At 61.1% G+C, this 14,207-nt stretch carries 14 protein-coding genes; 6 read left to right on the plus strand and 8 right to left on the minus strand.

Going from position 1 to position 14,207, the window contains the following annotated elements; translation table 11 throughout:
• Nucleotides 1-4: 4 nt before the first annotated feature.
• The 3 genes from fabI to QA644_RS03070 form a co-directional block, all read right to left on the minus strand.
• On the minus strand, nucleotides 5-823 hold the full coding sequence (fabI, locus tag QA644_RS03060) for an enoyl-ACP reductase FabI (protein ID WP_039844179.1): 819 nt from the start codon (nucleotides 821-823) through the stop codon (nucleotides 5-7).
• 122 nt (nucleotides 824-945) lie between these two features.
• Nucleotides 946-2,097, minus strand: a complete 1,152-nt coding sequence (locus QA644_RS03065; RefSeq protein ID WP_283071030.1) for a DnaJ C-terminal domain-containing protein — start codon at nucleotides 2,095-2,097, stop codon at nucleotides 946-948.
• Nucleotides 2,098-2,352: 255 nt separating this feature from the next.
• Nucleotides 2,353-2,811, minus strand: coding sequence for an RT0821/Lpp0805 family surface protein (locus QA644_RS03070; protein WP_283071032.1), 459 nt, complete (start codon nucleotides 2,809-2,811; stop codon nucleotides 2,353-2,355).
• Between the two features lie 66 nt (nucleotides 2,812-2,877).
• On the opposite strand from QA644_RS03070, the gene pdxH reads away from it, so the two are divergent.
• Nucleotides 2,878-3,498, plus strand: coding sequence for a pyridoxamine 5'-phosphate oxidase (gene pdxH / locus QA644_RS03075; protein ID WP_283071033.1), 621 nt, complete (start codon nucleotides 2,878-2,880; stop codon nucleotides 3,496-3,498).
• A 4-nt stretch (nucleotides 3,499-3,502) separates the two neighbouring features.
• Here the strand turns inward: pdxH and QA644_RS03080 are convergent, their stop codons facing one another.
• Nucleotides 3,503-4,549 carry a polysaccharide deacetylase family protein gene (locus QA644_RS03080; RefSeq protein WP_283071034.1) on the minus strand — a complete coding sequence of 349 codons (1,047 nt, stop codon included), beginning with the start codon at nucleotides 4,547-4,549 and terminating at the stop codon, nucleotides 3,503-3,505.
• 220 nt (nucleotides 4,550-4,769) lie between these two features.
• On the opposite strand from QA644_RS03080, the gene QA644_RS03085 reads away from it, so the two are divergent.
• Together QA644_RS03085 and QA644_RS03090 are read left to right on the plus strand one after the other, a co-directional pair.
• A complete protein-coding gene (locus QA644_RS03085) occupies nucleotides 4,770-6,041 on the plus strand; it encodes a D-alanyl-D-alanine carboxypeptidase family protein (protein ID WP_239595189.1) in 1,272 nt (423 codons plus the stop codon).
• A gap of 74 nt (nucleotides 6,042-6,115) precedes the next feature.
• Nucleotides 6,116-6,415 carry a MazG nucleotide pyrophosphohydrolase domain-containing protein gene (locus tag QA644_RS03090; RefSeq protein WP_239595187.1) on the plus strand — a complete coding sequence of 100 codons (300 nt, stop codon included), beginning with the start codon at nucleotides 6,116-6,118 and terminating at the stop codon, nucleotides 6,413-6,415.
• A gap of 392 nt (nucleotides 6,416-6,807) precedes the next feature.
• Here the strand turns inward: QA644_RS03090 and QA644_RS03095 are convergent, their stop codons facing one another.
• Nucleotides 6,808-8,055, minus strand: coding sequence for a transposase (locus QA644_RS03095; protein ID WP_283071036.1), 1,248 nt, complete (start codon nucleotides 8,053-8,055; stop codon nucleotides 6,808-6,810).
• 66 nt (nucleotides 8,056-8,121) lie between these two features.
• On the opposite strand from QA644_RS03095, the gene tnpA reads away from it, so the two are divergent.
• Nucleotides 8,122-8,550 carry an IS200/IS605 family transposase gene (tnpA, locus tag QA644_RS03100; protein WP_283072441.1) on the plus strand — a complete coding sequence of 143 codons (429 nt, stop codon included), beginning with the start codon at nucleotides 8,122-8,124 and terminating at the stop codon, nucleotides 8,548-8,550.
• A 23-nt stretch (nucleotides 8,551-8,573) separates the two neighbouring features.
• On the opposite strand, the gene QA644_RS03105 is transcribed toward tnpA, so the two are convergent.
• The 3 genes from QA644_RS03105 to QA644_RS03115 all read right to left on the minus strand — a co-directional run bounded on the left by QA644_RS03105 (nucleotide 8,574) and on the right by QA644_RS03115 (nucleotide 11,212).
• Nucleotides 8,574-9,062: a GNAT family N-acetyltransferase gene (locus tag QA644_RS03105; RefSeq protein WP_074066895.1), complete on the minus strand. Its 489-nt coding sequence runs from the start codon at nucleotides 9,060-9,062 to the stop codon at nucleotides 8,574-8,576.
• A 16-nt stretch (nucleotides 9,063-9,078) separates the two neighbouring features.
• The gene (gene tldD, locus QA644_RS03110; protein ID WP_194729141.1) at nucleotides 9,079-10,494 is read right to left on the minus strand and encodes a metalloprotease TldD; all 1,416 of its coding nucleotides are present in this window, start codon (nucleotides 10,492-10,494) and stop codon (nucleotides 9,079-9,081) included.
• A gap of 76 nt (nucleotides 10,495-10,570) precedes the next feature.
• Nucleotides 10,571-11,212 carry an invasion associated locus B family protein gene (locus QA644_RS03115; RefSeq protein ID WP_074066897.1) on the minus strand — a complete coding sequence of 214 codons (642 nt, stop codon included), beginning with the start codon at nucleotides 11,210-11,212 and terminating at the stop codon, nucleotides 10,571-10,573.
• Between the two features lie 341 nt (nucleotides 11,213-11,553).
• Between QA644_RS03115 and coxB the strand changes: the two genes are divergently transcribed.
• Both coxB and ctaD read left to right on the plus strand, forming a co-directional pair.
• Nucleotides 11,554-12,444: a cytochrome c oxidase subunit II gene (coxB, locus tag QA644_RS03120; RefSeq protein ID WP_194729142.1), complete on the plus strand. Its 891-nt coding sequence runs from the start codon at nucleotides 11,554-11,556 to the stop codon at nucleotides 12,442-12,444.
• 18 nt (nucleotides 12,445-12,462) lie between these two features.
• Nucleotides 12,463-14,160: a cytochrome c oxidase subunit I gene (ctaD, locus tag QA644_RS03125; RefSeq protein WP_283071039.1), complete on the plus strand. Its 1,698-nt coding sequence runs from the start codon at nucleotides 12,463-12,465 to the stop codon at nucleotides 14,158-14,160.
• Nucleotides 14,161-14,207 lie beyond the last annotated feature (47 nt).

The raw sequence follows: 14,207 nt of genomic DNA on the forward strand, positions 1-14,207 counted from the left end.
TCGATCAGTCCTTGATAACTGAAATATCCGGCGCGTCTACCGCCTTCATGCCGATCACATGATAACCGCTGTCGGCGTGGTGTACTTCGCCGGTGACCGAACGCGAGAGGTCAGACAGCATGTAAAGGCCGACATCGCCGACGTCTTCGATGGTGACGGTGCGGCGGAGCGGAGCGTTATACTCGTTCCACTTCAGGATATAGCGGAAATCGCCGATGCCGGACGCTGCCAGCGTCTTGATCGGGCCTGCCGAAATCGCATTGACGCGGATGTTCTTCGGTCCGAGATCGACGGCGAGGTACTTGACGCTCGCTTCGAGCGCAGCCTTTGCAACGCCCATGACATTGTAGTTCGGCATGACCTTCTCGGCGCCGTAATAGGTGAGCGTCAGCAGCGAGCCGCCCTCCGTCATGAGCTTCTCGGCGCGGCGTGCGACGGACGTGAACGAGTAGACGGAAATCTGCATCGTCTTGGAAAAATTGTCCGGCGAAGTATCGACGTAGCGGCCGGTCAGCTCGTCCTTGTCCGAGAAGCCGATCGCGTGAACGACGAAATCGATCTTGCCCCACATCTTTTCGATGTTCTCGAAAACCGCATCGATGCTCGCTTCATCACTGACGTCACAGTGGCCGGCGAGTACGCCGCCAAGTTCGGCAGCCAGAGGCTCGACGCGTTTTTTCAGGGCATCGCCCTGATATGTAAAGGCAATTTCGGCGCCCTGTGTATGAATGGCTTTGGCAATGCCCCACGCAATCGAACGATTGTTGGCGACGCCCATGATGACGCCACGCTTGCCTGACATGAGGCCTGTTGCTTGAGCCATATTTTGCCCCCTAATGAACCAATTGGAAATTGCCTATGGCATAGGCCGTTAATCGGTTCAAGATTGCGGGCAATCATCAACTGTTAGGGATCGTAACAAAGGGTGCGCTTGTCACGAAAATTTCACAGAAACAGCCCTTCGCGCATGCTTCTCATGAGATCCGTGACCTTATCATCCGGCTTTTCCCACAACATAATGCGTAGCTCGACGATCAGATCGCCCTTTCCGCCTGTGTCGTCGGGCAGGCCTTGGCCGGAGATTCGGATCGTCTTGTCGGATCCTGACCAGGGGGGAACGGTGACGTCGACCGGCCCGTTCGGTCCGTCGATGCGCGCTTCGGTTCCAAGGACGGCATTCTCGATCGTCACCGGCAGCACGGTACGCAGGTCGAAGCCGTCGACGGTGAAACGCGCATCGGATGCGATGTGGATGCTGACGACCGCGTCGCCTCGCTGCATGTTCGGCAGCTTGTAGCCTTGGCTCTTCAGCCGGACCTGATGGCCCTCCCGTGTCCCGGCCGACAACGCGAAGCTTGCCTCGCGGCCCTCGGCGAGCTGCACCGTGGTCCAGCTGCCCTTCAATATGTCCTCGATCGTGACCGTTACCTGCGCGAATTGATCCGGGGCCTTTTCCGGTGCGGGCGCGCTGCCGGTAAAGCGGCGCACAAGCGATGTCAGTATGCTCAAGGGCTGAAGTATGCCGCCAGCGGCCGCAACCGTCTCCGTGCTTTCTTCCTCGGGCTTTACAGCTTCCGCTTCGAGTTTGCCTGCCTCCGCCTCTGTCCGCTTGCCGGCATTTGCCTGTGGATGAGCCGTCGCGCCGGCGCTTGCAGCCTTGGCCTGCGCGCCAAAAATGCGCTCGACCATGTCTTCGGCGGATTCCGGGCTGACGTGCTGCTGTTTTGCCGCCTCGGCGGCGGCCTTCGCCGCCTTCTGCGCGTTGGCGCGGGCGAGTTCTTCCATCACGCGTTCGGCATTCGCCTGCGCGGCCTTCGCCCTCACTGCCGCCTCGCGGGCCGCCTGGCGCTGCTGCATGATCGTCTCGCCGTTCATTCGCGCCTCTGCCATCCGTGCGGCCGTATCGAAAAGGCTGCGCTTCTTGGGGTCCTTCAATGTCTCATAGGCACGACCGACCTCGGCGAAACGAGCCGTTGCCGTCGGATCGCCCTGGTTGTGATCCGGATGAACGGACTTGGCCATGTTGCGCCAGGCCGCCTTGATCTCGTCTGTCCCTGCGTTCTGAGGAACGCCCAAAATCTTGTAAGGATCGCGCATTTAATAACCGCCGGTGTTGCGATGCGGCGTGCCTGTCCTTGCCCAGCACCCCGAAGCCCAATGACAACTCTCCGCGCGCCTTCCGGTCCATTTCAGAAAAACCGGAACACGCGTCTATGAGCCGATCGTGCGTCAGAGTTACTAATCAGTCCTTATTTTTCGGGGAGGGGAATGCGGCTTTCGCCGCAAATGGTTAGCTTTCTGCTAAGCATTGCGGCTGCGGTCCGGCTGCGATTAATCATGTCTTGAAGCGGGTCAGCCTTCCGGCTGGAAGCTCAGCAGTTGCCAGTTGCCGCCGCCGACGAGGCAGGTCTTGCCGTAGAATTTGGCAATGCCCGCATAGGAGTGCCGCGTCGTGCGGAACTGGCGGCAGACCTGGCCCTGATCGTTGTTTTCGACGATCGTGTCGATGACGCCGGCGCTGCCGGTGGAGGAATTCGCCCAGGGCAGCTGCTGGCCGGCCATTCTCTGGATGTCGGCAGAGGTGACCGCGTTGCGAACCGTCATTTCGTCGGAAAGCGTATCGGTGCTCGGCGGCGTCTGCGGCACGGTTCCGGTGGCAACCGAACGGTCCACCTTCGAATCGCTCAGGAAGTCAAAACCGCCCGTCATGCAGCCAGAAAGCGGCAGCATCGCCGCGCCGATGACGAACAACATGGCACAACGGGACAGCAGGCCCTTTGTATGGCGATTTGACTTTGCTATGACTTCCACCCTGCGTCCTGTCCAGTCGTGAAAAGCTGGGCATTAAACCAATAAACCCGGGGCATTTGAGCTAATATGTCGTCAAATGAGTTAATAAGCGGTGACTTCACCGAGCGCGACGAGCCGTTCAAGCTTTTCGCGGAATGGCTAAAAGATGCCGAGGGTTCCGAGATAAACGATCCGAATGCGGTAGCGCTTGCGACGGTCGATGAAGATGGCCTTCCCAATGTCCGCATGGTTCTCCTGAAGGGATTCGATAGCGACGGATTCGTCTTCTACACCAATTTCGAGAGTCAGAAAGGCCGCGAAATCTTGGGGCAGAAAAAAGCGGCCATGTGTTTTCACTGGAAAACGCTGCGACGGCAAGTGCGCGTGCGCGGTCCTGTGGAAATCGTGACCGAGGAGGAAGCCGACGCTTATTTCCAGACGCGCGCCCGCGGCAGCCGCATCGGCGCCTGGGCATCCAAGCAGTCCCGTCCGCTGGAAAGCCGTTTTGCGCTGGAAAGAGCCGTGGCCGAATATACGGCGCGTTATGCCATTGGCGAAATCCCGCGGCCGCCCTACTGGTCGGGTTTCCGCATCAAGCCGGTTTCGATCGAATTCTGGAAGGACCAAAACTTCCGCCTGCACGACCGCATCGAATTCCGCCGCAAGGCCCCGGAAGGCGATTGGCAAAAGATCAGGATGTATCCTTAAGCGGTTAACGGCCCATCAGCTTCAGCGGGATGCCGGAGGCGAGTGCCGAGACATAGCGCGGCTTCTGATAAAAGCCATTGAGAGAGAGCCGCGGCAGATAGGTGGTGCTGCCAGGCAGGTCCGGCCGCATGACGCCCGGCCGGGTCGTCACCGCGACCTTGAACCTGAGTTCGGCTGCGATTGCCGCCTCGCGACGGGTTGCTGCTTCGGGTGTGCCATATGGGAATGCGAAGGTTTCCGGCCGTTTACCGGTAATCGCCTCTACATGGTCGGCGGAAAGCGCCATTTCCTCCCGTGCTTCGGCTTCCGGAAGCCGCGCGAGCGCGCGGTGGCTGACCGTATGGGCGCCGATGGAGGCGAGGGGGCTTGCGTCGAGAAGATTGAGTTCCGCCGCGCCCATCACGAGATCGTCGACGAGTTCGGCCGGATCGATCTCATGGTGACGGGCGAGCGCATCGATCTTCGCAACCGCCGAGGCCTCGTCGGTGCCGTGGACATGGGCTGCGAACCGCGAGAATGCCGCATGCTGATCGGCCAATGTGAAAAGCGTGATGCTCTCTTCGCCTCCGCCGAAATCGAAGTGGACCTTTTCGGCCTTCCGCAGGACGGCGGCAAGCGTCTCCCACCAGATCGTGTGCGTGCGCTCCGTCAGGCCCTTTGCCACGAACACGGTAAAGGGTGCCTCGTGCTTCTCGAAGATCGGATAGGCGTGAACGAGGTTGTTGCGGTAGCCGTCGTCCAGGCTAAAGGCTGCAAAGGGCTGGTCGCCGGCCGGTCCGGAAAGCAATGCCGGAATCTCGTCCAGCGCGACGAAACGGTACCCGTCATGCGCAAGCCGCGTCAGTGCCGCATCGAGAAATGCCGGCGTGATTTCGAGGTGTGCATTCGGCTCGAAAGCATGTGGCTCGTGCGGCCTGACGTGATGCAGGGTGAAGATCGCGCCGCGCCCGCGCGCGCTGCGCATGAGCCGAAGAGCAGCGATGAGATGCGCAGCTTCGAGCCCGCCGGTAATGGCGATCCGTTTCGCGCGACTTTTCCACAGCCTGTGCATTCCGCCTCCCTGAAGACGGGCGAACCTATCAATTATGGTGTTAAGCGTTGTTGAACGTTGCATTTTCGGGTGAAATCTTTACGTTCCGTTCACCAAGAGCAAAGAAAACTCAAAAAATCAGTGTCCGTTGCGTCAAAGTCGCGCCAGATTAGCGGCTTCTGTCGCAGAACGGGACATGTTTTGACTTCGCCGCAGTCGGCACTTGTATTGAGGGGACTTCATGAAAAGGTTGTTGGCCGCATTTCTAGCTGTGACGCTTGCCGTTTCGGCACCGATCGCGGCCATGGCCGGCAGCGCCTCCCTCATCCTCGATGCCCGGACAGGCAAGGTTCTCGCGTCCGAGAACGGTGATGTGCTGAACCACCCGGCGTCGCTCACCAAGATGATGACGCTCTACCTCACCTTCGAGGCGCTGAACCGCGGCAAGATCACTTGGGACACGCCGATCGTCATGTCGAAATACGCATCCAGCCGCCCGCCGACAAAGCTCGGCGTGAAGGCGGGCGGAACGATCACCGTGCGCGAAGCCGTCTATGGGATGATCGTTAAATCCGCGAATGATGCCGCGGCCGCGGTGGGCGAAACGCTCGCGGGCTCCGAAAGCAACTTCGCCCGCGTAATGACGCAGAAGGCCCGTCAGCTCGGCATGAACCGTACCGTCTTTTATAACGCTTCCGGCCTGCCGGATAAGCGGCAGGTGACGACGGCCCGCGACATGTCCACCCTTGGCGTCGCGCTGCTCAAACACTATCCGAGGGAATACCGGCTCTTTTCGATGACGGCGTTCACCTTCCGCGGCAAAACCATCCGCGGACATAACAACCTGATGGTTCGCTACCAGGGTATGGACGGCATCAAAACGGGTTACACGAACGCCTCCGGTTTCAATCTCGTGAGCGCCGTGCGCGATGGCAACCGCCGCGTCGTCGGCGTCGTTCTCGGCGGCCGCACGGCCCGCAGCCGCGATGCCCAGATGGCCGCACTACTCGACAAGTATCTCGGCCGCGCTTCCAGCGGCGGCAGGCTGCTTGCAAGCGTCGGCGCCAAGCAGCCGGTCGAAGTCGCCTCCGCCGCCGCCGCCGATACGGATGCACCGCTTGCAGCCGCCGCGCCACGAAGCGAAGGCGAAACCGGCAACGCTCCTTTCGCGCTCGGTTACTCTGACACGGCAGCCGTTCCCTTGGAGCGTCCGGCAGCACTTGAGGAAATGGCCAATGCTGGCAAGCCGCAGCCGTCGACCCGCGGCTGGCAGATCCAGATTTCCGCAGCTCCAAGCGCCGATGCCGCCCGTGCGCTGCTTGCGCAGGCAAAGTCCGCAGGCGGCACGGCGCTGAAATCCGCAACGCCCTATACGGAAGCCTTCGGCACCGGCGCCAACGCCATCTACCGCGCCCGCTTCGTCGGGTTCGAAAGCGAGCAGGCCGCCACCGCCGCCTGCGAAGCCCTCAAGAAGCGCTCCTACGACTGCGTGCTGCTCGCCAACCAAGGCTAAGCTCCGAACACCCTTCGCTGGACAATCCGGACGAATCGGCATTCTCCTGTTTTGGATACAAAAGGAGAACGCCGATGCTTGCCGATCTCGCGGAAAAGTTCGAATCCTCTTCCCGCCGTTATGCTGAAGTGAATGGCATCGAAAGAGATCCGGACTGGTATCTCCTGAAGCTGCAGGAAGAAATGGGCGAACTCACGCAGGCCTGGAACCGCGTGAGCGGCAGAGGGCGCCCGAAAGGCAAGGCGCCGGACGAACTGAAGCAGGACCTCGCCGACGAAACGGCCGACATGCTCGGCCACATCCTGCTTTTCGCCCGCCAAAATGGCATCGACCTCGCACGAGCGATCGAGCGCAAGTGGCTGTTTAGGCCGTGAGCTCTTATGTTCGTTTCAGGGAAGTCGCCTTGCCACGCCGCAAGCTCTCGGCGATCCACCACCCGCACTGTTCTTCGGTATAAGACGGCGCTCCCCTTCGTTCGTCCAGGGCCGCGGCTCGTTCATCAGCTCAATGTAGGCATAAAACCGCCATTCTTCACCCGGCAATGAATAGAGGAACTAAGCGAATTGGACGTTGCTTGCTGTAAGGCACAAGTCGTTCGATGATTGCGCCGCCTTCGACATGCATGCGTCGCTAACCGCTCGATTTCGATCTTCAAAATAGCTGCACTAGCGTCTGGCGAGGTGCCTCGAAGCGCGTTTCCTGCGCCGAACATCCAAGGTGAGGTGATATTCAGCAGGAATTTCTGCCGCCAAACATTACTCCTTCATTAACATCTTCCCCCGCTTGAAAGCGAGGGATTTCCGAAGGGGCGCGAAGCTCCGCCGATAGTTATCGCTTCAACGGAGAGCCGCTGCCCTTCCTCCACGATCATAGACGCCGTGTTCCGACGCAGGATGTTGATTGCAGCATTGTGGTCGGCATGGGCGCGCAAGCCGCATTGGCAACAGCGGAAAGACGCTTGGCTTTCGCGGCTTTCCCTGTCCACGGCTCCGCAGGCCGAACAGGTCTGCGAGGTGTGGCGGGGATCGACCTTGCACAGGTATCCGCCCCGTTCTTCGAGCTTGTAGGCCAACACGGTTTCAAAGCCGTGCCAGCCTTGTTCGAGGATCGCCCGGTTCAGGCCGGCCTTCTGGCAGACGTTGGTTCCGGGCGCGTCCACGGTTCCCCTGGCGCTGCGCGTCATGTTGCGCGTGGCGAGGTCTTCCAGCACGACCGTTGCGAAGCGACGGGCGATATCAAGACTGGCCTTGTGCCGCCAATCCTGCCGGATGCGGGCAGCACGGGCCTGCAAGGCTGCAACGCGGCGGCGGGCCTTCGCGTGGCGACGCGACCCGCGCTTGCGCCGCGCCAGAACGCGCTGGGCCCGGCGCTTCCTGCGCTCGATCTCCGCAAGGCCGGCAGGCATCCACCAGTGCTCCCCGGTCGAAAGCGTCAGCGTGTTCGCCACGCCCCGGTCGATCCCCACGGCGGGCAAATCGTTTTGCGGGACGGCATGGTCGATTTCGCAGGCGAAGGCGATGTGCCAGCCGTTCGCCGCCAGGCTCACCGTCACATTCATGGTCTTGCCACGCAGCCGCCGCGTGTCGCGGAACTTCACCCAGCCGATCTTGGGAAGGCGCGCGGCGGACCACTTGCCGTTCAGGCGCTTGACCTCGATCTCCCGCCCCTGAAAGCGGAAGGCGCCGTTCACGCCCTTCTTGCGGCGCGCGGGATATCCTGCGCGCCCGGCGAAGAAGTTGGCATACGCCTTATCCAGATCGCGCAGGGCCTGCTGCTGGGGCGTCACATGCACGGCGGCAATCCAGTCGAACGCGGCCCGCAGTGCGGTCAATTCCCGCGCCTGGGCGATGTAGTTCAAGCGGTTCCCGGTCTGCCGCCGGTAATGCCGCCACCAGTCCCTGCGCTGCTCCAGCGCCAGATTATAGACCAGCCGCACAACACCCGCGAACTGCCGCAACAGGACTTCTTGTTCGGCGGTCGGAGCGAGCTTGTAGCGGAAAGCGCGGTGGATCATGTTACGATTCTATCAATTGCTCCAAGGAGCGCAACCGTGGATCGCACCGGCAGGCATGTCGTCTACATGCTCCATGGTCATTTGGTCTTTGTCACGAAATACCGCCATGACGTTCTGTCAGAACCGGCAATCCGCCACCTGCGGCGCATCTTCGCCAAGGTGTGTCGCGACTTCGAGGCCGGATTGATCGAATGCGACGGCGAGGACGATCATGTTCACCTGCTGGTGCATTACCCTCCGAAGATCGCCCTGTCGAAGCTGGTCAACAGCCGCAACGGCGTATCCAGCCGACGTCTGCGCGAGAGCCGCCCGGAAATCACCGGGCGCTACCACAAGGGCGTTTTGTGGTCGCCGTCCTCCTTTGCGGCAAGCTGTGGCGGCGCACCGCTCTCGGTGATCGCCGAATATGTCAAATCCCAGCGGGAAGCGGCCCAAGGCCGCTCTCGCGTTCCTCCCCGGCCTGAACGCCGGGGTATCCCGCGAGGTTCACGATGAGACTTTGGTCCGGTGGACGATCGCTAGACTGCCCTCCGGTAGAACTTGTTGTCCACGGCCATCAAGGGGAAGGAGCGAGGAAGGTCGCCGCGCTTGATCTCAGTGAAGCCGTTCTTCTCGTAAAAGCGATGCGCTGCCAGGAACCTGTCGGTCGTGCCGAGGAAAATCTCGAGAATGCCATGTGCTTTGGCATGGGTAAAGAGCGTGTCGAGCAGCCTTGCGGCAACGCCGTGCCGCGGGCCACGCACGGGCGCGGCGACGAACATCTTGCGGAGCGCTGCCCGGTTGTTGCCGATATCCTTGAGGCCGATCGTGCCGACGATGACGCCGTCAAGCTCCGCGACCCAGAACTGGCCTTTGCCGGACTGGTAGAAATCCGGGATGACCTGTAGATCCGGTTGGTCGTCGGCTGTGATCGCGAAGCCGAATTCGTCGCGCTGGATCGGCAGGATGACCGAAAAGACGCCATCGATGTCAGGGGCGGCGAAGGGTCTGATCTCGATCTCGCTCATCGCCACCTCCGGATCGTCAGGCTTTCGTGCCGCCGACGGTCACCTGGTCCATGCGCAGATGCGGCTGTCCGACGCCGACCGGAACCCACTGCCCGGCCTTGCCGCAATTGCCGATGCCGGTGTCGAGCTTCATATCGTTGCCGATCATCGAGACGCGCTTCATCGCATCCGGGCCGTTGCCGATCAGCATCGCGCCCTTGATTGGTGCGCCGATTTTACCGTTCTCGATGAGGTAAGCCTCGGTGCAGCCGAAGACGAACTTGCCGGAGGTGATGTCCACCTGGCCACCGCCGAAGGAGACGGCATAGATGCCCTTCCTCACGGAAGCGATGATCTCTTCGGGCGTCTTGTCGCCGCCGAGCATGTAGGTGTTGGTCATGCGTGGCATCGGCACATGGGCATAGCCCTGGCGGCGGCCGTTGCCGGTCGGCTGCATGCCCATCAGCCGGGCGTTCTGGCGGTCCTGCATGTAGCCGACGAGCTTGCCGTTCTCGATGAGCACATTGTAGCCGGAGGGCGTGCCCTCGTCGTCGATGGTGATCGAGCCGCGTCGGCTGTCGATCGTGCCGTCATCGACCACGGTGACGCCCGGTGCAGCCACCATCTGGCCAAGCAGGCCGGCGAAGGCCGAGGTCCTTTTGCGATTGAAATCGCCTTCGAGGCCATGGCCGACCGCTTCGTGCAGCATGACGCCCGGCCAGCCGGAGCCGAGAACGACATCCATTGTGCCGGCCGGCGCCTCGATCGCTTCGAGATTGACGAGTGCCTGACGAAGCGCCTCGTCGGCACCGTACTGCCAATTGCCCTCCGCAATAAAATCGCCGAAGCCGATGCGCCCGCCGCTGCCATAGGAGCCGCTTTCCTGCCGATCGCCTTTCCCGACGATGACGGAGATGTTGATGCGCGTCATCGGGCGGATATCGCGAACGCGATGACCATCGGCGCGCAGGATATCGACAACCTGCCAGCTTGCGGCGACCGACGCCGTCACCTGGCGCACCTTGTCGTCCTTGCCGCGCAGGTATGCGTCGATATCGGTCAGGACTTTAACCTTCTCTTCGAAGGTTGGCGAGCCGATCGGGTTCTCGTCGCCGTAGAATTTCTTGTTGGTGCGCTGGGGCGCTGCGGCGTAGCTGCCGGAATAGCCCTTCGTGACCGCTCCGACGGCCTCTGCCGCCCGCTTTAGCGCCGCAACCGAAAGATCGCCTGCATGCGCGTAGCCGACCGCTTCGCCGGCGACGGCGCGAAGGCCGAAACCCTGCTCGGTATTGAAGCTTCCGCCCTTGAGGCGGCCATTGTCGAACATCAGCGATTCCGCCTGCGCATGCTCGATGAAGAGCTCGCCGTCATCGGAGCCGGAAAGCGCCTCGGCAACGTGTTTGCGCATCGTCGTTTCGTCGGCGTCGAACAGCGTCAGCAGGTCGGTATTCATAGTCGTATTCTCCGCTTCGAAGCAGAAACGCTTCCAGGCCGATGTAGGTCCGCAGAGCTGTTCGAGCAAGCCCTTATCAGGGCAGGGCGTCGTAGCCTTCTGCAAAGCCCTTGAGGTCGACCGGAATGCCGATGCCTTCTTCGGGCGTCTGGAAGACTATGAAAGTGGCGCTGGTGCCGCTGCGGAATGTCTTCAGCAGCTCGTCCTCGAGCACGACTTCGGCGTAGCAGCCGTCGGCAAAGCAGCGCACGAAATAGGCGCGGCCGATGTCCTTGCCGTCGACATTGAGGCCGAGGCCGTTCGGCAGCAGGACACCGAGCGGGGCCAGAACGCGGAGGATCTTCGACTTGCGGTCGGCGGTCTTCAGCACGACGACCGAGAGGCCGACCTCCGGCCGGTCTTCGGCAATCACGTTTTGCATCAGCGCGCATTGCTCGGCCGAAGCGCCAGCCGGCTTGTCGCAGACGACCGACCAAGCGCCGTGGTTGGACTTCACGGTTCCGGGGGCCTGCGGTTGGCTTTGTCCGGGCGTTGCCTGCTGCGGGCGATCCGCTTGCGCTGGTGCCGTCTGTGCCGGCGCCGGTTGCTGGGCAGGCGGCTTCGGTTGCTGGGCAGGCGGCTTCGGCGCAGGCTGCTGCTGGGCAAATACGGGGGTTGTCGCCGCGGCTGCGATGCTGGTGATCAGAATAAGCGACCGCGCGAGGGAACGGAAACCCATGGAAACCTCTGGAATTCGAATCAGTGCCGCTATTGTTGAAGGCCGCCATCGGAAATGAAAAGCCCCGCCCCGTCAAAACCGGGGGACTACGGCAGAAATAGGACCTTTCGCCGATATTGTCGGGAGGGCGGATTGGTTACAGCCGGTCTTTTTCATATGACCATGAAAATCTTCAGCAATGTTTTGCCCTGGCTGCGGAATTTGACTTTAGGCAAAAATGCCGCATAGACAATCGCTCTGGCCTGTTGCGGTAGATGGCAAACTGTGGTTTGAAGCGCTGAAGATGGCAAGGATTCTGCGTTCGATTTGTGGCAGATCAAGCGCTCGAGGGAGATACTAAGGTGATTAAGAAGGCTTATGCAGCACTGGCCGCGCTGGTCTGTCTGCTTTTTGCTTCCGGCAGTTTTGCCGATCAGCCGCTGCCGTGGCAGGCAACGCTGCAGCCGGCGGCAACGCCGATCATGCGGGAAATCCGCTGGTTCGAACAATATACGCTGTGGTTCATCGTTCCGATCACGCTTTTCGTTCTCGTGCTGCTGATCGTCGCCTGTTTCAAGTTCCGCGCCAGCGCAAATCCGGTGCCTTCGAAGACGAGCCACAACACGCTGATCGAAGTCATCTGGACCGTCGGACCGGTTCTCGTTCTTCTCTTCCTTGCCGTTCCGTCGTTCAACCTTTTGACGGCGCAGCTCACCCTACCGGAAAACCCGGATGTCACGCTGAAAGCGACGGCCACCCAGTGGCAGTGGAATTACGAATACGCAGGCACCGGCGAGACGCCGCTCACCTTCGATTCCTTCCTGCTCAAGGATCCAGATCGCGCAGCTGCCGGCAAGTCCGACCTCGCCACCTATCCGCGTCTGCTCGCCGTCGACAACGAAGTCGTTCTGCCGGTCAACAAGACGGTCCGTGTTCTCGTGACTGCTGCTCCGACCGACGTCATTCACGCTTTCGCCATGCCGTCCTTCGGCATCAAGATCGACGCCGTTCCCGGCCGTTTGAATGAAACCTGGTTCAAGACGGAGCGCGAAGGCCTGTTCTATGGCCAGTGTTCCGAGCTCTGCGGCAAGGACCACGCGTTCATGCCGATCGCGATCCGCGTCGTCTCCGAAGACAAGTACAAGCAGTGGCTGACGGCTGCCGCTTCTGATCTTCCTGGAGCCTACAAGGCTCTCATGGCTGCCACCGACGGTCCTGCAAAGACCGTCGACGTCGCCGAAAACGTTCAGTAACAGAAGGGGCTCGGGACAATGGCTGGACCTTCCGCTCACGATCATTCTCATGATCACTCGCATGACGCTCATGCGCATGACGATCATCACGACCACTCGCACAAGCCGAGCTTCGTCAACCGCTGGTTCTTTTCGACGAACCACAAGGACATCGGCACGCTCTACCTGATCTTCGCGATCATTGCCGGCATCGTCGGCGGCGCGCTCTCTGTTGCCATGCGCATGGAGCTTCAGCAGCCGGGCATCCAGATCTTCCACGGCCTGGCCTCGATGGTCTATGGTTACGAAGGCGACGCCGCCATCGACGGCGCCAAGCAGATGTTCAACATGTTCACGACTGCGCACGCGCTGATCATGATCTTCTTCATGGTCATGCCCGCGATGATCGGCGGTTTCGCCAACTGGATGGTGCCGATCATGATCGGTGCGCCGGACATGGCATTCCCGCGTCTGAACAACATTTCCTTCTGGCTGATCGTTCCTGCCTTCCTTTTGCTCGTGCTTTCGATGTTCGTCGAAGGCCCGGCGGGCGCTTACGGTGCCGGCGGCGGCTGGACGCTCTACCCGCCGCTTGCCACCTCCGGTACGCCCGGTCCGGCGGTCGATCTTGCGATCTTTGCGCTGCATGTCGCGGGGGCCTCCTCGATCCTCGGTGCGATCAACTTCATCACCACGATCCTGAACATGCGCGCTCCGGGCATGACGCTGCACAAGATGCCGCTCTTCGCCTGGGCCGTTCTGATCACGGCTTTCCTGCTGCTGCTCTCGCTGCCGGTTCTGGCAGGCGGCATCACCATGCTGCTCACCGATCGCAACTTCGGCACGTCGTTCTTCGCGCCGGAAGGCGGCGGCGATCCGATTCTTTACCAGCACCTGTTCTGGTTCTTCGGTCACCCGGAAGTCTACATCCTGATCCTGCCAGGCTTCGGCATGGTCAGCCACATCATCTCGACCTTCTCGCGCAAGCCGGTCTTCGGCTACCTTGGCATGGCATATGCCATGGTCGCGATCGGTGCCGTCGGCTTCGTCGTCTGGGCCCACCACATGTATACGGTCGGCCTGTCGCTCGATGCGCAGCGCTACTTCGTCTTCGCAACGATGGTCATCGCCGTTCCGACGGGCGTGAAGATCTTTTCGTGGATCGCAACGATGTGGGGCGGCTCGATCACCTTCCGCACGCCGATGATCTGGGCGATCGGCTTCATCTTCCTGTTCACGGTCGGCGGCGTGACGGGTGTTCAGCTCGCTAACGCCGGTCTCGACCGCTCGCTGCATGACACCTATTACGTCGTGGCTCATTTCCACTACGTTTTGTCGCTCGGTGCCGTCTTCGCCATCTTCGCAGGCTGGTACTACTGGTTCCCGAAGATGACCGGCTACATGTACAACGAGTTCGTCGGCAAGCTGCACTTCTGGGTCATGTTCATTGGGGTCAACCTGGTGTTCTTCCCGCAGCATTTCCTCGGCCTTGCTGGAATGCCGCGCCGTTACATCGACTATCCGGATGCATTTGCCGGCTGGAACTACGTTTCCTCGATCGGCTCCTACATCTCGGCCTTCGGCGTGCTGATCTTCCTCTTTGGCGTTTTCGAAGCCTTCGCCAGGAAGCGCGTCGCCGGCGACAATCCGTGGGGCGAGGGTGCCACGACGCTCGAATGGCAGCTGCCTTCGCCGCCGCCGTATCACCAGTGGGAACAGCTCCCGCGCATCAAGTAAGATGCTGATATTCCGGGCGCCGCATGCAAATGCGGCGTCCGGCCTTG

It is taken from the genome of Rhizobium sp. CC1099 (assembly GCF_029714385.1).
GTDB lineage: Bacteria > Pseudomonadota > Alphaproteobacteria > Rhizobiales > Rhizobiaceae > Rhizobium.